Origin of the sequence: Micromonospora salmantinae, assembly GCF_022230905.1 — a bacterium.
GTDB classification, from domain to species: domain Bacteria; phylum Actinomycetota; class Actinomycetes; order Mycobacteriales; family Micromonosporaceae; genus Micromonospora; species Micromonospora salmantinae.
In genome coordinates this window covers 248948-268044 of the sequence record NZ_JAKKFG010000011.1, presented here as the reverse complement: position 1 = coordinate 268044, position 19097 = coordinate 248948, and the positions used below count along the sequence as shown (strand labels likewise).

Annotated in this window: 19 protein-coding genes and 1 riboswitch; of the genes, 4 read left to right on the top strand and 15 right to left on the bottom strand. The window is 71.8% G+C overall.

Going from position 1 to position 19097, the window contains the following annotated elements:
• Nucleotides 1-60 precede the first annotated feature (60 nt).
• From PSH03_RS10100 to PSH03_RS10080, 4 genes are all read right to left on the bottom strand, one after another.
• Nucleotides 61-2160 (bottom strand): M14 family zinc carboxypeptidase, encoded by a 2100-nt coding sequence (locus tag PSH03_RS10100; RefSeq protein WP_255750328.1) that lies wholly within the window; start codon nt 2158-2160, stop codon nt 61-63.
• Between the two features lie 114 nt (nt 2161-2274).
• Nucleotides 2275-3057, bottom strand: coding sequence for an MBL fold metallo-hydrolase (locus tag PSH03_RS10090; RefSeq protein ID WP_238688937.1), 783 nt, complete (start codon nt 3055-3057; stop codon nt 2275-2277).
• A 14-nt stretch (nt 3058-3071) separates the two neighbouring features.
• A complete protein-coding gene (locus PSH03_RS10085; protein ID WP_238688936.1) occupies nt 3072-3872 on the bottom strand; it encodes an alpha/beta hydrolase in 801 nt (266 codons plus the stop codon).
• 107 nt (nt 3873-3979) lie between these two features.
• Nucleotides 3980-4759, bottom strand: a complete 780-nt coding sequence (locus tag PSH03_RS10080; RefSeq protein WP_238688935.1) for an endonuclease/exonuclease/phosphatase family protein — start codon at nt 4757-4759, stop codon at nt 3980-3982.
• Between the two features lie 184 nt (nt 4760-4943).
• On the opposite strand from PSH03_RS10080, the gene PSH03_RS10075 reads away from it, so the two are divergent.
• Nucleotides 4944-5714 (top strand): sulfite exporter TauE/SafE family protein, encoded by a 771-nt coding sequence (locus PSH03_RS10075; protein WP_308194368.1) that lies wholly within the window; start codon nt 4944-4946, stop codon nt 5712-5714.
• On the opposite strand, the gene def is transcribed toward PSH03_RS10075, so the two are convergent.
• The gene (gene def / locus PSH03_RS10070) at nt 5711-6220 is read right to left on the bottom strand and encodes a peptide deformylase (RefSeq protein WP_210783845.1); all 510 of its coding nucleotides are present in this window, start codon (nt 6218-6220) and stop codon (nt 5711-5713) included. The two genes, PSH03_RS10075 and def, sit on opposite strands and share 4 nt — an antisense overlap.
• Nucleotides 6221-6252: 32 nt before the next feature.
• Nucleotides 6253-7398: a chorismate-binding protein gene (locus tag PSH03_RS10065; protein ID WP_372494732.1), complete on the bottom strand. Its 1146-nt coding sequence runs from the start codon at nt 7396-7398 to the stop codon at nt 6253-6255.
• 249 nt (nt 7399-7647) lie between these two features.
• On the opposite strand from PSH03_RS10065, the gene PSH03_RS10060 reads away from it, so the two are divergent.
• The gene (locus PSH03_RS10060; protein WP_007460326.1) at nt 7648-7848 is read left to right on the top strand and encodes a DUF5999 family protein; all 201 of its coding nucleotides are present in this window, start codon (nt 7648-7650) and stop codon (nt 7846-7848) included.
• 149 nt (nt 7849-7997) lie between these two features.
• Here PSH03_RS10060 and gcvP read toward each other — a convergent pair whose 3' ends face one another.
• From gcvP to PSH03_RS10045, 3 genes are all read right to left on the bottom strand, one after another.
• On the bottom strand, nt 7998-10820 hold the full coding sequence (gene gcvP, locus PSH03_RS10055) for an aminomethyl-transferring glycine dehydrogenase (protein ID WP_210783843.1): 2823 nt from the start codon (nt 10818-10820) through the stop codon (nt 7998-8000).
• A gap of 73 nt (nt 10821-10893) precedes the next feature.
• Nucleotides 10894-10992: riboswitch (glycine riboswitch) on the bottom strand.
• 86 nt (nt 10993-11078) lie between these two features.
• The gene (locus PSH03_RS10050) at nt 11079-11921 is read right to left on the bottom strand and encodes an NAD-dependent protein deacetylase (protein WP_210783842.1); all 843 of its coding nucleotides are present in this window, start codon (nt 11919-11921) and stop codon (nt 11079-11081) included.
• A gap of 84 nt (nt 11922-12005) precedes the next feature.
• Nucleotides 12006-13073 (bottom strand): MerR family transcriptional regulator, encoded by a 1068-nt coding sequence (locus PSH03_RS10045; protein WP_238688991.1) that lies wholly within the window; start codon nt 13071-13073, stop codon nt 12006-12008.
• Between the two features lie 119 nt (nt 13074-13192).
• Here PSH03_RS10045 and PSH03_RS10040 point away from each other — a divergent pair, with 119 nt between their 5' ends.
• Nucleotides 13193-13849: an SDR family oxidoreductase gene (locus tag PSH03_RS10040; RefSeq protein ID WP_238688933.1), complete on the top strand. Its 657-nt coding sequence runs from the start codon at nt 13193-13195 to the stop codon at nt 13847-13849.
• 26 nt (nt 13850-13875) lie between these two features.
• Nucleotides 13876-14154, top strand: coding sequence for a DUF1905 domain-containing protein (locus PSH03_RS10035; RefSeq protein WP_112587027.1), 279 nt, complete (start codon nt 13876-13878; stop codon nt 14152-14154).
• Between the two features lie 25 nt (nt 14155-14179).
• On the opposite strand, the gene PSH03_RS10030 is transcribed toward PSH03_RS10035, so the two are convergent.
• The 6 genes from PSH03_RS10030 to PSH03_RS09995 all read right to left on the bottom strand — a co-directional run bounded on the left by PSH03_RS10030 (nt 14180) and on the right by PSH03_RS09995 (nt 19063).
• Complete coding sequence (locus PSH03_RS10030; RefSeq protein WP_238688932.1) at nt 14180-15139, bottom strand: SAM-dependent methyltransferase; 960 nt, start codon at nt 15137-15139, stop codon at nt 14180-14182.
• Between the two features lie 114 nt (nt 15140-15253).
• Nucleotides 15254-15949 carry a DivIVA domain-containing protein gene (locus tag PSH03_RS32655; protein WP_210783836.1) on the bottom strand — a complete coding sequence of 232 codons (696 nt, stop codon included), beginning with the start codon at nt 15947-15949 and terminating at the stop codon, nt 15254-15256.
• A gap of 52 nt (nt 15950-16001) precedes the next feature.
• Nucleotides 16002-17183 (bottom strand): globin domain-containing protein, encoded by a 1182-nt coding sequence (locus PSH03_RS32420; protein ID WP_210783834.1) that lies wholly within the window; start codon nt 17181-17183, stop codon nt 16002-16004.
• A gap of 2 nt (nt 17184-17185) precedes the next feature.
• A complete protein-coding gene (locus PSH03_RS10005) occupies nt 17186-17584 on the bottom strand; it encodes a group I truncated hemoglobin (RefSeq protein WP_210783832.1) in 399 nt (132 codons plus the stop codon).
• A gap of 257 nt (nt 17585-17841) precedes the next feature.
• Nucleotides 17842-18438: a MerR family transcriptional regulator gene (locus PSH03_RS10000; RefSeq protein ID WP_210783830.1), complete on the bottom strand. Its 597-nt coding sequence runs from the start codon at nt 18436-18438 to the stop codon at nt 17842-17844.
• A gap of 160 nt (nt 18439-18598) precedes the next feature.
• On the bottom strand, nt 18599-19063 hold the full coding sequence (locus tag PSH03_RS09995; protein ID WP_030327706.1) for a bifunctional nuclease family protein: 465 nt from the start codon (nt 19061-19063) through the stop codon (nt 18599-18601).
• Nucleotides 19064-19097 lie beyond the last annotated feature (34 nt).

Genomic DNA, 19097 nt, shown 5'->3' with positions numbered 1-19097 from the left:
AGGTGCCGGCGGCGCGGGGTTGGGCCCGCGCCGCCGGCGTGGTGGCTCGCTAGGTGTCGGTCACAGTGCCGCGCACTGGGTGGTGCGGGGGCCGTGGACGGTGTTGGCGATGCCGAGGTTGGTCGGGGTGGGATTGTTGCCGGTGCAGTTGAGTGGGCCGCGGATGGTGCTGCCGGCCAGCACTGGTGCGTCGGTGCCGGTGGTGTTGCCGGAGAGGTCGACGGGGCCGGCGATGGTGGCGTCGATGATGGAGATGGTGTCGGTGGTGGCGATGCGGACCGGGCCGTTGATGGTGCTGTCGGCGAGGAGGATGCCGGCGGCGCCGGTGGCGGTGAGTGGGCCGCTGATGGTCGTTGCGGTGGTGACGAGTGCCGCGCCGGCCCGGACGGTGACCGGGCCGTTGATGGTGGCGTCGTCGGCGCAGGTGAAGCCGGTGACGGTCAGGGGTCCGTTGCGGCGTCCGGTGACTGTGGGGTGGACGCGTTCGCCGTCGGTCAGTTTCTCCACGCCCTTGCCGTCGAGGAGCAGGGGGATGAGGCCGCGTTCGGGTTGGTTGAGGGGGACGTAGTGGTCGTCGCCGATGGTGATGACTTTCCAGCCGTGGGCGGCGATGCGCTGGGCGACTGTGGTGCCGATGCCGCCGGGTCCGTCGGTGCGGGCGCCGTTGTACTGCGCGTCGGTGAGTTTGTAGGCGCAGGGCGGGTTGTCGAGGATCAGGTCGGCGGGGGGCGCGTCGAGTGGTGGTGGGCTGTCGCCGGGGTGCGGTGCCGGGTGGGCGGGGATGGGGCGGGAGCCGCGGAAGACCAGCCGGCCGGTGTTGGCGGCTTGGGTTTCGATGGCTTCGCTGCGGGCCTTCAGGATGTCGGCGCGGTCGGCGCGGTGGTAGTCGAGGAACTGGTGGAAGGTCCACAGGGCGGAGTAGGTCTTGCGGCGTCGGTTGTTGGCGGTGTTGCCTTCGTCGGGGCGGGTCTGGCCGCCGGAGCTGCGTAGTTCCAGCAGGGAGTTGGTGACGTTCTTGAGTCCGAGGGTGTTGCGCAGGATGGTTTCCTCGCTGAGGCCGACGTTGCCGCCGCCGTCGCAGCCGTAGGGGCAGGCCCACCAGCCGGCTTCGGCGCCTTTGGCGTACATGTGGCCTTCGATCATGTCCTGGGACTGGTCGAAGATGGGTTGGGCGACGTTCTGGTGCCGTGGGGGCAGCATCGGCAGGTCGCCGGCGCGGGAGTTGCCGAACTCGTGGCCGTCGTAGCCGGCGACGGGTCGGTAGTCGCGGACCATTTTGATGTACGCGGTGGTCTCGGGTTGGCGGATCAGGGAGTAGTCGCGGTTGAGGTCCTGGCCGGTGGAGTTGCCGCGGGTGTTGTTGGCGCGGCCGTCTCCGTTGATGGTGGGGACGATCAGGACGGTGGTGTGGCTGAGCAGGTCGGTGATGCGGGGGTCGGTGCTGAAGGCGAGTTGGCGGGCCATGATGAGGCAGGCTTCGCGGTCGCCGGGTTCGTTGCCGTGCACGTTGCAGTTGATGGCCACGGGTGCGGTGGCGGCGACGGCTTGCGGGGTGGCCGCTGGGGTGGGGTGGCCGATGACGAGCATGTTGATGGGTCGGTTCTGGACGGTGCGGCCGAGTTCGACGACGCGTACGCGGTCGCTGAGGGCGTCGATGGCGGTGGTGTAGGCGTACTCGTCGGTGTCGTTTGTGTATTGCGCGGCGTGGGTGGTCTCCCAGCCGGTGCGCAGTTGGTCGCCGGGGGTGGTGGGGTTGCCCCAGGGTGCGGTGGTGGTGGCGGTGACCGGGTCGGAGTAGGGCTGTTCGGTGGTGCCGGTGCGGGCGCGTACGCGCCATTGGAAGGTGTCGCCGGGGTTGTAGCCGGCGTCGGCGAAGGTGGGCGCCTGTTGGTTGATCTGGCGGTTGGGTCGCCAGATGCCGACGATGGTGGGTGCGGCGGTGGGGGTGCCGTTGGCGTCGACGGGGGTGCGTTCGATCTGGTAGTCGGTGGCGCCGTCGACGGGGTGCCAGGCGAGGGTGGTGTATCCGTCGGCCTGGTGGGCGGTGAGGGCGGTGACCTGGTCGGGTGGTGCGGCGGTGGCGGGGGTGGGTGCTGCGGTGGTGAGGGTGATGGCGATGAGGGTGGACACGGCGATGAGGGTGGGTCGCTGGCGTCTCATGTGGCCTCCGACGAGTTGATCGTGGCGCGTGTCGACCAGCATGGTTGTCGAAGTTCGTCGATGCAATGATCTTGAGGGAATCTTGCGACTTGGCGGTCTGCTCCCCCGCCGTTGTCAGGCGTCGATGGTGGCGGGTTCGCCCGGTGGGAGCCAGTGGACGCTGTCGCGCACCGGAGGCGGTGCGGCGGTGAACACCCGCTCGATGGCCTCGCGGGGTTCCTGGAAGTGCTGCCAGCCCTCGTAGTGCACCGGGATCACGGTGTGGGGCCGAAGCTCGGCGCACAGTTTCGCGGCTCGCCGGGCCGTCATCGAGTAGCGCAACGGCCCGGTGATGGGGAATCGCACCCCACCTAGGTGCAGCAGCACCGTGCCGACCCCGATGCGGGTGGCGACTCGGCGTACCCGGCGGGTCAGAACGGTGTCGCCGGTGACCCAGAGCGCGCCGTGTTGTTGCCCGGCCCAGCGCAGGGCGAAGCCGATGACGGTGCCGACGATCGGGCCGCTCAGCGGCGGGCCGTGCCGGCACGGCGTGGCGGTCACCTCGATCGTGGGTCGTCGGGGGTGCGTGAGGCGGGTGCTCTGCCCGGCGCGCAGGCCCCGGGTGTGGGGGCCGAGCCGGCGTGCCCCGGGCACGGTGGTGAGGACTGCGCCCGCACCGCTGAGGAGTGCTCGACCGTTGTCGTCGAGGTTGTCGCCGTGGTGGTCGTGGCTGAGCAGGACCGCGTGGACCGGCCCGAGGTCGGCGGCGGGGATCGCCGGGCCGGTGAGCTTGCGCGAGGAGGTGCCCCAGCCGAAGGTGTAGCGCCGCCCGGGTGGGTCGAACGTGGGGTCGGTGAGCAGCCGCCACCCGCCGACCTCGATCAGCGTGGTGGGGCCGCCGATATGGGTGATCCGCACCTGGTGTGCGGTGCTCACCGGGCGTGCCGCAGGGCCCAGTCGAGGGCGGCGTCGGCGATGCGCTGCCAGCCCTGCTGCGCGGGCAGCAGGTGCGCGTACCCCTCGAAGAGCTCGACCTCGGTGATGGTGTCGCCCTGGTAGAGCGCGGCGTTCGCGCGCTGCACGCTGGGCGGCATGATGTGGTCTTCCGAGCCGGAGATGAACAGCAGCGGCGCGCGCTGGTCGTTGTGGTAGTCGACGGCGATGTCCTGGGGGCCGGGCAGCAGATTGGCCAGGACGCTGTCCCAGAGAATGCCGCCGGCGGCGGGGATGGCGTAGCGCTCGTACAGGGCGCGGGCGGTCTGCTCGTCGAAGGTGTTGGTGAACGCGTAGTTCCACTGCTCGAAGGTGAACCCGACGGCGCGGTGCCGGTTGGCGGGGTTGCGCAGCACCGGGAAGGTGGAGCGCAGTTGCGAGAAGGGGATGTTGCGGACCCCTTCGGTGGGTGCCGAGTTGAGCACGACGGCGCTGGCGCCGTACCCCCGGTCGAGCAGCACCTGGGTGAACGCCCCGCCGGCGGAGTGGCCCATCAGGATCGGCGGCGTGGGCAGCGCGGCGACCACCTCGGACAGGTGCGCGATGACCTGCGGCGCGGTCAGTGTCTCCAGCGGGCTGGGGTCGGCGTTGATCGCCTCGACCTCGCCTTCCAGACCGGGGTAGGTGGGGGTGAGCACCCGCAAGCCCTTGTCCTGGTAGTGGGTGACCCAGTTTTCCCAGCTGCGGGGGGTCACCCAGAATCCGTGGATGAGCACGATCGTGTCCGGCGTGTCGCTCATGGTCAGCTCCGTGATCGTCGGGGGTGGCGATGGCGCAACGGCGGTGGTGTCGGTGAGCCCACCCTAGACATTGGTGAGCCGCGATGTGGCCGGTTGGGCGATGATGCTCAGCCGAGGTCGACCAGCAGCGGGCGGTGGTCGGAGATGGTGGACGCCGGCGCGGTGACGGCGCGTACCGGCGGGAGGTCGGCGAGGGCGTGCCGGTCGGCGAGGATGTGGTCGAGTTGGACGCGGGGCTGCCCGGACGGGTAGGTGGGGCGTCGGCCCAGGGGGTGCCAACCGGAGATGAGCCGGGCCGCGCCGGCGGGCAGGTTGAGGTCGCCGAGCAGGACGCGGGGCCCCGGTAGCGCGCGCAGGGCGCGGACGGTCTGGCGTAGTTGGCGGGCGTTCCAGCCGGGCACGAAGGACAGGTGGGTCGCGGCGACGGTGAGGGGGCCGTGCGGGGTGTCCAGGACGGCGGCGAGGACCACGCGGGGTTCGTCGTGCAGCAGGATGAGGCCGCCGCGGGGGCCGGGCACGTAGACCGGTGAGCGCACCGGCGCCGGTTTGAGTCGGGTGACCTGCCAGCTGCGTACGGGGTGTCGGCTGATCAGCCCGATGCCGTAGCAGGGCTCGCCGTGGCCGTCGTCGTCGTGGCGCAGTGGCCGGAACTGTTCGCCGGGGGTGCCGACGACGGCGGCGGTGAAGCGGTGATGCGGTGCGCCGAGGGCGCGGGCGGCGATGGCGGTGAGGTCGAGGTTGCCGCTGCGGCGTTGGTCGCGGTCGACCTCCTGCAGGGCGAGCACGTCGGCGTCGAGGGCGCCGATGGCGGCGGCGAGTCGGTCGGAGTCGACGAGCCCGTCGGTGAGGGACCGCCCGTGCAGCAGGTTGAAGGTGGCCAGGCGCACTCCTGCACCTTACGTGCCCGTGGCATGGTTGCCGGGTGGTGAAGGTGTTGCTGTGTTCGGTGCTGGTGTTCGTGGCGGTCGGAGCGTTGGGGGTGTGGTTGCGGCGTACGCGGGGTCGGTGACCGGGTGAGGCTGGCCACTCGGGTGCCGCCGCGGCGCGTCGGGTGGGCAAGAATTGCCGCCCGTGGACGCCGTGACGCTGAGTACCCTGCTGGCCGCCGCCGCGATGGCCGGGTGGGTCGATGCCGTGGTCGGTGGTGGCGGGTTGTTGCTGCTGCCGGCGTTGTTGGTGGCTGCCCCGGGGTTGCCGGTGGCCACCGCGTTGGGCACGAACAAGTTGGCCGCGATCTTCGGTACGGCCACGGCGGCGGCGACGTACGCCCGCAGGACGAAAGTCGACTGGCGGGTGGCGGGCCCGGCGGCGGGGTTCGCGGTGCTCAGCGCGGGTGTGGGCGCGGCGTTGGCCGGGTCGGTGCCGGCGTCGGCGTACCGGCCGGTCGTGCTGGTGGTGCTGGTGTCGGTGGCGGTGTTCGTGCTGCTGCGTCCCCGGATGGGGGTGGTGGCGGTGCCGGCGAAGCGCACTCCGCTGCGGGTGGCGGTGGTGATCGCGGTGGCCGGGGTGGGGATCGCCCTGTACGACGGGTTGATCGGCCCGGGCACCGGCACGTTCCTGGTGTTGGCGTTCACCGCCCTGGTGGGCGCGGACTTCGTGCACGGCTCGGCGATGGCGAAGGTCGTCAACGCGGGGACGAACCTGGGCGCGCTGGTGGTGTTCGGGGTGACCGGGCACGTGTGGTGGCTGCTGGGCGCGGGCATGGCGGTGTGCAACATCGCCGGCGCGGTGCTGGGGGCGCGGATGGCGTTGCGCCGCGGCTCCGGGTTCGTGCGGGTGGTGTTGCTGGTGGTGGTGGTGGCGTTGGTCGCGAAACTGGGCCACGACCAGTGGGTGAGCTAGCCGCGGCGGCTGGGTGAGTCGAAGCGCCCGGCTCGGATTTCGCGCAGGGCCCGGCGGCGGGTGTCGCCGCGCAGGGTGTCGACGTAGAGCCGCCCGCCCAGGTGGTCGGTCTCGTGTTGCAGGGCGCGGGCCAGGAACCCGCTGCCGGCGATGGTCAGCGGCTCGCCGTGCTGGTCGACGCCGTGGGCGGTGGCGTGCAGGGCCCGCACGGTCGGAAAGTACAGCCCGGGGATGGACAGGCAGCCCTCCTCGTCGTCCTGGAGTTCGTCGGACAGCTCCAGGGTGGGGTTGATGAGGTGGCCACGGTGCCCGTCGGCGTCGTAGACGAACACCTGCGCGCTGACGCCGATCTGCGGTGCGGCGACACCGGCGCGGCCGGGGGCACCGAGCAGGGTGTCCATCAGGTCGGTGACGAGGGCGCGCAACTCGGCGTCGAAGGTGGTGACCGGTTCGCATCCGGTGCGCAGGACAGGGTCGCCGATGATCCGGATGGGCCGCATGGTCATGGGGTTCAGCGTATCGCCGTGCGGTGCCGCGGTCAGCGCCCGGCCAGGGTGGCGCGGATCGGGGTGGTCTTCGCGGCGGCCTCGGCGACCTCGGCGCGTGCGTCGCTGTCCCAGGTGATGCCGCCGCCGGCCCAGGTGTGCAGCCGCTGGCCGTCGGCGGCGGCGCTGCGGATGGTCAGGCCCAGGTCGACGTGGCCCGGGGCGACCCAGCCCAACGCGCCCATGCTGGCGCCCCGCCCGACCGGTTCAAGGGCGCTGATCTGGGTCAGGGCGGCGAGTTTCGGGGCGCCGGTGACCGAGGCGCCCGGGCAGGTGGCGCGCAGCAGGTCGGCGAGGCCGAGGCCGTCGGCGGCGGCTGCGCGCACTGTCGACTCGGCCTGCCACAGGTCGCACCAGCGGCGCACGGCGAACAGTTCGTCGACGGTGACGGTGCCGGTGCGGGCGATGCGGGCGAGGTCGTTGCGGGCCAGGTCGACGATCATGATGTGTTCGGCGCGTTCCTTCGCGCTGGCGAGCAGTTCGGCGCGGCCGGTGGCGGTGGCCGGGCGGGTTCCCTTGATCGGTCGGGTGATCACCTGCCCGTCGGTGACCTCGACGAGGGTTTCCGGGGAGGCGCAGCCGATGGCCCAGCCGTCGCCGGTGAGGACGCCGCCGTAGCGGGCGCCGGGGAGCGCGCCGAGGCGGCTCAGGGCGGGCAACGGGTCGCCGGTGTAGGGGGCGGCGGCGTGGCCGACGAGGTTGCTCTGGTAGACGTCGCCGCGGCCGATGGCGGCGCGGACCGCGTCGACGGCGGCGGCGTGCTGGCCGGGGGTCCAGCTCTCGGCCCACTCGCCGAGCCGCCACGACGACGGTGGGCCGGGCCGGGTGACCCGGGTGGGGCCGTGCTGGTAGACGACGACGGCGAGGTCGGGCAGGGCCGGCGCGGGTTCGGGTGCCCCGGTGGGGGCGCCGGCCAGCAGCGCCCCGGCGGCGGCGGACAGGTACAGCGCCGCGCCGCAGACCCCGGTGCCGTGCTGGCCGGTGGCCGGTCGGGTCAGGTCGTGCAGGGGTAGGCCGTGCGCGGCGAGGAACTCCTCGGCGAGGGCCGCGGGGTCACCGCCGTCGCCGCGAGACCAGTGCAGGCGGGCGCGTTCGGTCAGCGCATCCCGGCACGCGGCCGGCGCGGCGGGTACATCGATCGACGCGGCGCTGCGGTAGGCAGCCGACACAGCCGGGCCGCTGTCCGCGGCTGACGCAGCCGGGCCGCTGTCCGCGGCGTCCACGTATGGGAGCGTTTCCACGCCGTACGGTCCAACCTTCCTCATCCGTTCAGTGGATTTCCCGTGCACCAGGCGGGCACCTGCTCGATGCTGGACACTTTCGCTTGGTACTGTGCGTCACTGGTCATGTGAACCATGACACAGTGCCCCCACAGTCCGGAGAACCCGATGTGCCAGCACCAACCGACCTGCCCCTCCGCTGAAGCCACCGACCGGGAAGCCGCGCGGGTCCTCGCCTGCTTCCGTGAGCAGGGCTGGAGCCTGCTCTGCAACGGTGTCATCGTCTTCGAGGACACCGGCGAACTGCTTCCCGACGGCAGCAGCATCGCACCGCACCGCGGCCCCGCCCGCCACGCCCTCGTGGCCTGACCGACCACTCAGCGTCACCTTTAGCCGCCGTCGACCCAGGCTAGTCCCCCGGTAAGGGACGTCCCCGCCCAGGTCGCAGCGGCTGCCGGGGCAGGCCGTACCGCCCGCCCCGGCGCGCCGTCGTCAGTGCTCGACCGGCTGCGGCGTTGTCAGTCTTCGAACGCCTCCGGCGACGGGCACGAGCAGACCAGGTTCCGGTCGCCGTACGCGCCGTCGATGCGCCGCACCGGCGGCCAGTACTTGCCGGCCCGGTCCACCCCGGCCGGGTACGCGCCCACCGACCGCGGGTACGCGTGCGACCACTCGTCACCGCTGACCATCGCCGCGGTGTGCGGCGCGTTGGCCAGGGGGTTGTCCCCTACCGGCCACGCCCCGGAACCCACCTGCTCGATCTCCGCGCGGATCGCGATCATCGCGTCGCAGAACCGGTCCAGCTCGGCCAGGTCCTCGCTCTCGGTCGGCTCCACCATCAGCGTCCCCGCCACCGGGAACGACATCGTGGGCGCGTGGAAGCCGTAGTCGATCAGCCGCTTCGCCACGTCGTCGACGCTCACCCCGGTCGCCTTCGTCAACGGCCGCAGGTCGAGGATGCACTCGTGGGCCACCAGGCCCTTGTTGCCGGCGTACAGCACCGGGAAGTGCCCCCGCAGCCGCGCCGCCACGTAGTTCGCCGCGAGCACCGCCACACCGGTGGCCCGGGTCAGCCCCTCGGCGCCCATCATCCGCAGGTACGCCCACGGGATCGGCAGGATCCCCGCCGACCCGTACTTCGCCGCCGAGATCGCCGGCGTGGCGTCCACGTGCGCGCCCAGCGGGTCACCGGGCAGGAACGGCGTCAGGTGCGCGCGGACCGCCACCGGACCCACCCCGGGGCCACCGCCGCCGTGCGGGATGCAGAACGTCTTGTGCAGGTTCAGGTGCGACACGTCCGCGCCGAACTTGCCGGGCTTGGCGAACCCGACCAGGGCGTTGAGGTTCGCCCCGTCGACGTACACCTGCCCGCCGGCGTCGTGGACCTTCGCGCACAGCGACGCGATGCCCGTCTCGTACACACCGTGCGTGGACGGGTACGTCACCATGATCGCGGCGAGCGCGTCGCGGTGCTTGTCGATCTTCGCGTCCAGGTCGACGAGGTCGACGTTGCCGTCGTCGTCGCAGGCCACCACCACGACCCGCATGCCGGCCATCACCGCCGACGCCGCGTTCGTGCCGTGCGCCGACGACGGGATCAGGCACACGTCGCGGTGCGTCTCACCCCGCGACGCGTGGTACGAGCGGATCGCCAGCAACCCGGCCAGCTCACCCTGCGAACCGGCGTTGGGCTGCACGCTCACCGCGTCGTAGCCGGTCACCTCGGCCAGCCACGACTCCAGCTGACCGATCATCTCCCGGTACCCGACGGTCTGCGCGTCGGGCGCGAACGGGTGGATGTTCGCGAACTCCGCCCAGCTGACCGGCTCCATCTCGGTGGTCGCGTTCAGCTTCATCGTGCACGACCCGAGCGGGATCATGCCCCGGTCCAGGGCGTAGTCGAAGTCCGACAGCCGCCGCAGGTAGCGCAACATCGCCGTCTCGGAGTGGTGGCTGCGGAACACCGGGTGGGTGAGGAAGTCGCTGCCGCGCGTCAGGTCGACCGGCAGGGCGGCGTCCACGTCGGCGTCGAAGGCGGGCACCCCGAACGCCTCCCACACCTGCGCCAGGTGCGCGTCGGTAGTGGTCTCGTCGCAGGACACCCCCACCCGGTCGGCGTCGACCAGCCGCAGGTTGACACCACGGTCGGCGGCGGCGGCCACCACCTCGGCGGCCCGCCCCGGCACGGTCGCGGTGACGGTGTCGAAGAACGCGACGTCGGCGACGTCCACCCCACCGGCGCGCAACCCGGCCGCGAGCCGCGCCGCCATCGCATGGGTACGCGTCGCGATGTCGCGCAGCCCGTCCGGGCCGTGGTAGACGGCGTACATGCCGGCCATCACCGCGAGCAGAACCTGCGCGGTGCAGATGTTGCTGGTCGCCTTCTCCCGCCGGATGTGCTGCTCACGGGTCTGCAACGCCAACCGGTAGGCCGGGTTGCCGTCCGCGTCGCGCGACACCCCGACCAGGCGCCCGGGCAGCATCCGCTCCAGGCCCGAGCGCACCGCCAGGTAACCGGCGTGCGGCCCACCGAAGCCCATCGGTACGCCGAAACGCTGGGTGGTGCCGGCGGCGATGTCCGCGCCGATCTGCCCCGGTGCGCGCAGCAGCGTCAACGCCAGCAGGTCCGCCGCGACGGTCACCAGGGCGCCGACGGCGTGCGCCGCCGCCACGAGGCTGGCGTGGTCGCGCACCGCCCCGGACGCCCCCGGGTACTGCAGGTGCAGGCCGAAGAACTCCGCCGGCAACTCGTCGCGCTGCACGTCGAGGACCCGCACGTCGATGCCGAGCGGCTCGGCCCGGCTGGTGATCACCGCGATGGTCTGCGGCAACGCGTCGGCGTCAACGACGTACACGCCGCTCTTGCTCTTGGAGGCCCGCCGCGCCAGGGTCATCGCCTCCGCAGCCGCGGTGCCCTCGTCGAGCATGGAGGCGTTCGCGGTGGTCAGGCCGGTCAGGTCGGTGACCATGGTCTGGAAGTTCAGCAGCGCCTCCAGGCGGCCCTGGCTGATCTCCGGCTGGTACGGCGTGTACGCCGTGTACCAGGCCGGGTCCTCCAGCACGTTGCGGCGGATCACCGCCGGGGTGTGCGTGCCGTGGTACCCCAACCCGATCATGGAGACGGCGACGGTGTTACGCGCCGCAAGGGCCCGCAGCTCGGCGATCGTCTCGGCCTCGGTGGCCGGGTCGGGCAGGTCGAGGGTGCCGTGCCAGCGGATCACCTCGGGGATCGCGGCGTCCATCAGCTCGTCGATCGAGTCGTGCCCGACGACCTCCAGCATCCGACGCTCATCGTCGGGGCCGGGACCGATGTGACGGGTGGCGAACTGCTCTACGGTCATAGGGGGCACTCCCGGGGCGAGGTCGACGTGTCGGCCTCCCCCTCTGTCGCACCCACAGGGGCACTCCACAGTGCCTGCCCACGAGGTCCTTTTGCCTGAGAGGTTCCGGGGAGGATTTGCCCCTTCGGCGCCGCCCTGCGTGCTGTCGGGCGGTCTCTCCCACGTGGGTGTTACCGGCGTGGTCAACGCTACCAGCGTTGGTGTTTCCGGCGGATGTCCTACCCCCGGGCCTCGTGCTCACCCGCGCGGGTAGGTCCGTCACACCCCCAGCGGTGCCCCGGCGCCGACCCGCGCGGCCAGCTGCGGCAGCACCACGCCCAGCGGCGCGTCGACGCACACTGTGGCGTGGCCGTCACCCCGGGTCGGCCCCTGGTTGACGATCGCGACCGGGATGCCCCGTTTCGCGGCCCGAATCACGAACCGGCGCCCCGACATCACCGTCAACGACGACCCGAGCACCAGCAACGCGCGGGCCTGCTCCACGGCCGCGAAACACCGCGCCACCCGCTGCGGCGGCACCGTCTCACCGAAGAACACCACGTCCGGTTTCAGCATCCCGGTGCCGCAGATCCCGCAGTCCACCGGCCGAAACGCCGCCACCTGCTCATCAGGGAGATCAACATCACCGTCCGGGTTGACCGCGGCGACGCGGGCCACGAACTCCGGGTTGGCCTCGCGCAGCCGCCGGTGCAGCTCCTCCCGGGAGGTCAGGTTGCCGCAGTCCAGGCAGGTCACCTCGTCGAGGCGGCCGTGCAGCTCGATCACCGACGGGCTGCCGGCCGCACCGTGCAGACCGTCGACGTTCTGGGTGATCACCGTGTCGACCAGCCCGGCGTGTTGCAGCCCGGCCACCGCCCGGTGCCCGGCGTTGGGCGCCGCGCCCGCGATCAGCCGCCAGCCCAGGTGGCTGCGCGCCCAGTAGCGCCGCCGGGCCAGGGGATCGCGGGTGAACGCCTGGAAGGTCATCGGCGTGTGCCGCCGCGCCACCCCGCTGGGCCCCCGGTAGTCCGGAATTCCCGACTCGGTGGACAGGCCGGCGCCGCTGAGCACCACCACCCCACCACCGGCCACCAGCGAGGTCAACGCGTCGAAGCTCTCCATCACCTCTCCATGCTGCCTCAACCGGTTCACCAACGCCGAGCCCCGCGCCGGGCAGGCGGTCCCACCCGGCGCGGGTGACCTCGGCTATACCGCGACGACGTCGGCGACGACGCAGGCGACGTTGTCCGGCGCACCCTCGGCCCGCGCCAGACCGATCAGCGCCCGCACCGTGTCCCCGGGATCGTCCGTCGCTGCCAACGCCGACCCCAACTCGGCCCGGTCGACGACCGCGGACAGCCCGTCGGAGCACAACAGGTACCGGTCACCCGGCAACGCGGTACGCACCGCCAGATCCGCCTCGACCTGCCGGCCGCCACCGAGGGCACGCACCAGCACCGCGCGCTGCGGATGCGTCGCGGCCTGATCCCGGTCGAGCCGGCCCTGCTCAACCTGAGCCTGCACCCAGGTGTGATCCTGAGTGAGCAGCGACAGCTCACCGCCGCGCAGCAGGTAGGCCCGGGTGTCACCGACGTGCACCAGCGCCAGCCGGGAACCGCTGAGCAGCAGCGCGGTCAGCGTGGTGACCGGCTGGTCGGTGTCGGTGGCCAACGCGTGCACGGCGCGGTCGGCGTCGCTCACCGCGCCGGCCAGCATCGTCAGCAGGTCGGCCGCCGGCACGTCGGTGAGCGCCAACGGCCTCAGGGCGTCGACGGCGGCGGCGCTGGCGGCCGCGCCGCCGGGCCCCCGCATACCGTCGGCCACGGCGAGCAACCGCTCGCCGGCGTACGCGGTGTCCTCGTTGCTGTCGCGCACCAGCCCGGTGTCACAACCGGCGGCGCAGCGGACGGCAACTGTGGGATTCGGGTCAGACATGGTGGCGCCCCCTTCAGACAGGTGGTCCACGAGGAGGGTGGCGAGCCGGGCGCGGGCCGCGGTGTCGGCGCTGACCTGCCGCCAGTACGCGGTGACCGCCTCAGCCGCCGCCGCGGGCTCCAGGCCGCACACCACCCGGATCGTCGCCAGCGGCATACCGAGGCGACGCAACTGGGCGACCAGCCGAGCCACCGGCAGCTGAGCCGGGTCGTAGAGCCGGTAACCGGACTCCGGATCGACAGCGGCCGGCACCAGCAGCCCCACCTGGTCGTACAGGCGCAACGCCTTCCGTGTCAGCCTCGCCGCCCGGGCGAACGCCCCGATGGTCATCAGCCCCACGTCGACATCCTCCTCGCAGCCGGTCACGGCGACCGGCACCCACCAGGCTCAGGGTTCCCCGAAGGTCAAGGTCAAGCCGGTGACGCCGCCGGCACCCGCGGCGCCGGTAGGTTGGGCCCATGCGCGTCGTCATCGCCGGAGGCCACGGCAAGATCGCCCTCCTGTTGCAACGCCACCTCGTCGGGCGCGGCGACACCGCCGTCGGCCTCATCCGCAACCCCGAGCAGACCGCGACGCTGCGCGCCGCCGGCGCCACCCCCGTCGTCTGCGACCTGGAACACACCGAGGTCGCGCAGGTGGCCGAGCACCTGCACGGCGCCGACGCGGTGATCTTCGCCGCCGGCGCCGGCCCCGGCAGCGGCGCCGCCCGCAAGGACAGCGTCGACCGGGCCGCCGCCGCGCTGCTCGCCGACGCCGCCGCCCGCGCCGGCGTCCACCGCTACCTACTCGTCTCCTCCATGGGGGTGGACACACCACCCGCCCCCGGCACCGACGACGTGTGGACGGCGTACCTGCGCGCCAAACGCGCCGCCGAGGAAGACCTGCGCCGCCGCGACCTGGCCTGGACGGTGCTGCGACCCGGCCGGCTCACCGACGACCCACCCACCGGGCGGGTCACCCTCACCCCACACGCCGGACGTGGCGCGATCAGCCGCACCGACGTCGCCCACGTCCTCGCCGCACTGCTCGACGAACCACGCACCACCGGCGCGACACTGGAACTCGTCGACGGGCCCACCCCGATCGTCGAGGCCATCCGCGCCGCCGCCAGCTGACCGACCCGTCGCGCCCAGGAGAACCCATGGACCCGCAACCACTCGACTACCGCTTCACCGCGCCCATCGAGAAAGACGGCGCGTTCGCCACCTACGTGACAGTTCCCGACTCCGCGGACCTGCTCGGCACCCGACGCGCCGTCAAGGTCACCGGCACCATCGACGGGCACCCGTTCAACGCCACCCTGATGCCCTCCGGCGCCGGCCCCCACTGGCTGCCCATCCGCGCCGCCCTGTGCAAGACCATCGGCAAGAGCGCCGCCGGCACCGAGGTCACCTTCCACCTCGAACAACGGCTCAGCTGACCACCCGCAGCACCGACTGTCGCCCTCAGCCGCCCGGGCGGTGCGCGGCGACCAACACCGGCCCGCCCGGGACGGTCGGAAAACGCCGAACCTCACCCAACCCGGCCCCCGCCAGCACCTCCGCCATCCGGTCGGCGTCGAAGGCGTTGCCGCCGTTACGCACGGCGTTCCACCGGTCGACGGCCGCCCGCAACGGGTCCCCGGCCGGCGCATTGGTGCCCGCCACCAGCCAGCCACCGGGTCGCAGCGCCCGCACCAGCCGGGGCAGCGCGAGCGCCAACGTCTGCTGGGGAAGAAACGGCGCCGGCACCCAGACCAGGTCGTACCCGCCGGGCTCGGCCACCTCCGCGACGTCCTGCCGGCGCAAACTGATCCGATCCGCGACATCGCGCGCCTCGGCCAACTCCCCGCCGGCCAGGTCCAACGCCCGTTGCAGCACGTCGATACCCACCACCGACACCCGGGGCAACGCGCGGGCCAGGGCGACGGCCAACGCCGCCACACCGGTGCCCACATCCAACACCCGGGCGTCCGCCGAGTCCAAGCGCTGCGCCAGCCCCGGCAACTCGGGCACCACCCGGGTCGCCAACGCCCGGCCGGTCGCCGCCGACGCCCGACCCTGATGCAGCAACACCTCGTCGTCCACCTGCGCCCAGCCGGCCCCACCCCCGCCGGAAGGCTCCTGCGCCGCCGCGGCGACCGCCTGCCGCAGCGAACTCAACCGCGCCTGCACCGCGCTGCGCCCGGTCGGCCCGTCGGCAGGCACCAGCGACGGGTGCGCGACCGGCGTCCCGCCGTCTGAGGGCAGCAGACCCGCGGCCTCCAGCACCGCGCTGCGGTGCGGCGACGCCGCGAGGACCTCCGCGAGCGGGGCCGACAGGGCGTCACTCATGGTGCCGACCGCGGCCGCCAGCGCCCACGCCGACGCCTCCAACGGGGCCAGCGGGTCCGCTGACCCGCCGGACGGGGACGGTGATACCGACACGACGGCGCCTCTCCCAGGGGCGGGCCACCCGTCAGCCCCGCCTGACCCCTCCGACTATGCCACCGCCGCCAACGCGCCGGGCGGGGTCCACGTCAGCGCACCCCACCCGGCGACTCAGCGCTGCTGGTGCCGCGGCAACGCCGACTGGCCCACCACGCCACCCACGAACGGCGCCCCCGGCGTCTCCGCCGCGATCCGATCCATCGTGCGCGCCAACTGCTCACTGCCGTCGTCGAGATGCCGCGCCGCCGCCTGCATGTGCGACACCATCATCTCACCGAAGATCCGCAACGCCTCCCGGGTCGCCACCGTGTCGTCGAAGCTCGACCCCGCCGCGCTGCGGTACTCCGCCACCGCCCGCTCCGCCTCCTGCTTCGCCTCCGCCTCCGCCGCGTGCAGGTAACTCTCGTACTGCACCCGGGCGTACTCGGCGACCCGACGCGCGTAGTCATGCGCCTGCGCGATGATCTGCTCGGCCTCCCGCTGCGCCGCCGACAGCAGATTCACCTCCCGCGCCGCCGGGACCTTCGCCGCCGCCCCCGTACTCGGAATCACCCCGTGCCGGTGCAACTCCACCCGGTCGGTCAGCCGCTCGTTCTCCGCCCGCAACGTCGCGATCTGCGTCGCCAACAGGTCCAACTCGTCAGCGACCTGCACCCGGAACCGGTCCACGTCAGCGTTGTCGTAACCACGCCGAGCGAACGACGCCGCACCGAACTCCCACCGCCGAACCCGGTCGGCGGTGATCCGCACCTGCACACCGCCGGAAACCTGCACCCCGTCATACCGACTGATCGGCGTCGCACTCACCTGTGCAGACCTCCGTTCGCGACCGCCGGGCTCGCAAGCTCACTGATCGCGCTCACCTGTGCCCACCTCCCGAAGTGTCACCCGCAGCCGACTGCTGCACCGCCGTCCGCCACGCCGGGCCGTACCACTGCGCGCCCAGGCCCTCGTGGTGCACCTGACCCGCGTGGAAACCCGCCTGCACCAACGTTCGCACCGCGTGCGACACCATCTCGTCCGACCCACACACGAACACGTGCCGGGACCGCCAGTCACCGTCGGCCAACGCCCGGTCCACCGCCTGCACGAACTCCCCCGGCCGGTGCACGTCGGCACCGACCACGTACGTCACCGTCAACCACGGATACGACGACGCCAACTTGTCGATCGCGTCGCTGTCGTAGAACTCGCTACGGGACCGGGCCCCCACGTACAGGTCCACCCGCCGACGGGAACCCTCCGCGGCCACCTGCTCCACCAACGCCTTCACCGGCGCCCAGCCGGTACCCGAGACCAACAGCAACAGGTCACTGGAGCCCGCCGACCACAATCCCAACCGGTCCCCCACCGGCGCCGCCAGGTGGATCCGATCCCCCACCGCCGACCCGTACACCAGCCGCGACGACACCGCGCCCCCCGGCGCGGCCCGCACATGCAACTCCAACGTGCCGTCCGCCCGCGGCGCGTTCGCCGGCGAGTAGTACCGCCACGACCGCACCGACGGGTGCGACACCCCGACCGACTGACCCGGCGTGAACGGCAACAGATACTGCGGACGCACCGTCAACACCGCCACGTCGAACGCCCGCCGCTCATGCGCCACGATCTCCGCCACCCACCACGGCGGATTGACCGCCTCAGCGGCCTGCGCGGCCTCCATCATCACCTGGGCGACCAACCCGTACGCGGCCGTCCAGTCCGCAGCCAACTCGTCGGTCCACTGCTCGGCGAGGAAATGCTGCAACGTCGCCACCAACGCCTCACCGACCGCCGGATAGTGCTCCGCGCGGACCGCGAACTTGCGGTGATCCGCGCCGAGATCCTGCAGGAAACCCACCAGCCGATCCACCTGGTCCACGTTGGACACGATGTGACCCAACGCGGTCACGAGGCGGTCCCGCTGACCGGCCATGTTCGTGGGGAACATCTGCCGCGTCTCGGGATGAGCGAGGAACAACGTCGAGTAGAAGTAGAGCGGCACCTGGTCGCCGTGACCGGCGACCACCGACCAGCTCTGCTTGAGGCGAGCGGCGTCCACGCTCAGACGCCCGACCTGTTCCCGGCAGCCACCACCTGGCCCTGCACCTGCCCCAGCACTGTCTGCACGTGGGCGAGGACGTCCGCCGGCACCCCCAGCTCGGTCAGCGTCACCGTCAGGTGCTCGCCCACCTTCGCGTAGTGCCCCACCGTGATGTTCAACGGCTGGTGCGCCTCGGCCAACCCGCGACCCGTGTACTCGTTCGGGCCACCCAGCACCACAGTCAACATCAACGCCAGATGCCGCCGCTGACCCGCCATGTCCACGCCAACGAAATAGCCCGCCAACTCCGGGTCCGCGAGCACCTTGTCGTAGAACAGCTCAACCGCCGCCTTGACCGAACTGGCGCCGCCAATGCGGTCGTAGTGCGAGGCGGGAGCAGTCTCTTCCGTAACCGTCACGGTCGTTCCTTCCGGGGGTGAAGGGTCCAGAACCGTGAGGGACCATAGCGTGTCAACCGCCCCCGGTCAGCGCCCCCTTATCGGATTCCCGACAACACGCCGACACGGTGCGTCACCACTACCGATCGGTATCTCCACAATGGGCCACCAGCACAACACCCACGGTATCCACAGTGGACTGGCACGGCCGATAGATGCCTGCCACCGTCACCGACTGTCGCGAGAAAACAACCGAAAAAAATCGAAAGACCGAACGGTCAGCCGGCGCGCCGCCGCGCCCGCCGCGCCGCCAACTCGTCACCCACCGGATCCGGCCCCGACGCCACCGCCGGCTCCACCGGGCCGCTCGTCGCCGGCTCCGCCGGCAGATGCGACAACGACCCCTGGATCTCCTTGAAAGCCCCACCGATCGCGATGCCGAAGACCCCCTGGCCACCCTGCAACAGATCGACCACCTCCTCCGGAGACCGGCACTCGTACACCGTCGTCCCATCAGAGATAAGCGTGATCCCCGCCAGATCCTCCACACCACGCGACCGCAACGCCTCGATCGCCTTACGGATGTTCTGCAGGGACACCCCCGCATCCAACAACCGCTTCACGACCTTCAACACCACCAGGTCCCGGAACGAATACAACCGCTGCGTCCCCGAACCCGAGGCGTCACGAACGCTCGGCACCACAAGCGTCGTCCGCGCCCAGTAATCCAACTGCCGGTAACTGATGCCCACCGCATGGCAGGCCGTCACACCCCGGTAGCCAACCGAACCGTCACCCTCAGCCGCCACACCTGGCGACGAGGCACCCGACTCGTCGAACCCTGCACCCGGATCGGAATCCCGCGGCTCGTGCATCCGGACAACCTCCCCGTCAGTGTGGCGACGCATCGTTTCCTCCGACGCGCACCCCTCGACATGGAAACCCTATCGCCACCGTCAGGGGTTACCACGGAGGAACCGACGCGACACGCCGCGCAGCCACCGAGAAAGATCACCAACCGAGCCCAGGCACACCTCAGCCCGCGAAATCCTCCGGACGCACCTGCTCCAGGAACTCGCGGAACTTCTCCACCTCGTCCTCCTGCTCATCAGGGATAACGATCCCCGCCTCGCTGAGGACCTGCTCCGCACAACGAATCGGCGCACCAACCCGCAACGCCAACGCGATCGAATCGCTCGGCCGCGCCGACACCCGCACCCCATCGCCGATCAACAGATCCGCGTAGAAGACGTTCTCCTTCAGCTCGGTGATCTCCACCGCCTGCAAGGGCGCCTTCAACGCCGCCAACACATCCCGCAGAAGATCATGCGTCAACGGCCGGGCCGGCTTGACCCCCTGCTGCTCATAAGCGATAGCCGTCGCCTCGACCGCGCCGATCCAGATCGGCAGATAGCGGTCCCCCTCGACCTCCCTGAGCAGGACGATCGGCTGGTTGCTGGGCAGCTCCACCCGAACTCCGACCACGCTCAGCTCGCGCACCGCCGCCTCCGTGTCGTTGTCACCTACGCCGCAC

Coding starts and splice junctions, on each gene's coding strand:
- PSH03_RS10100 (WP_255750328.1), bottom strand. CDS start 2,160: ATGAGACGCCAGCGACCCACCCTCATCGCCGTGTCCACCCTCATCGCC.
- PSH03_RS10085 (WP_238688936.1), bottom strand. CDS start 3,872: ATGAGCGACACGCCGGACACGATCGTGCTCATCCACGGATTCTGGGTG.
- def (WP_210783845.1), bottom strand. CDS start 6,220: ATGACCATGCGGCCCATCCGGATCATCGGCGACCCTGTCCTGCGCACC.
- PSH03_RS10060 (WP_007460326.1), top strand. CDS start 7,648: ATGTGCCAGCACCAACCGACCTGCCCCTCCGCTGAAGCCACCGACCGG.
- gcvP (WP_210783843.1), bottom strand. CDS start 10,820: ATGACCGTAGAGCAGTTCGCCACCCGTCACATCGGTCCCGGCCCCGAC.
- PSH03_RS10050 (WP_210783842.1), bottom strand. CDS start 11,921: ATGGAGAGCTTCGACGCGTTGACCTCGCTGGTGGCCGGTGGTGGGGTG.
- PSH03_RS10040 (WP_238688933.1), top strand. CDS start 13,193: ATGCGCGTCGTCATCGCCGGAGGCCACGGCAAGATCGCCCTCCTGTTG.
- PSH03_RS10035 (WP_112587027.1), top strand. CDS start 13,876: ATGGACCCGCAACCACTCGACTACCGCTTCACCGCGCCCATCGAGAAA.
- PSH03_RS10000 (WP_210783830.1), bottom strand. CDS start 18,438: ATGCACGAGCCGCGGGATTCCGATCCGGGTGCAGGGTTCGACGAGTCG.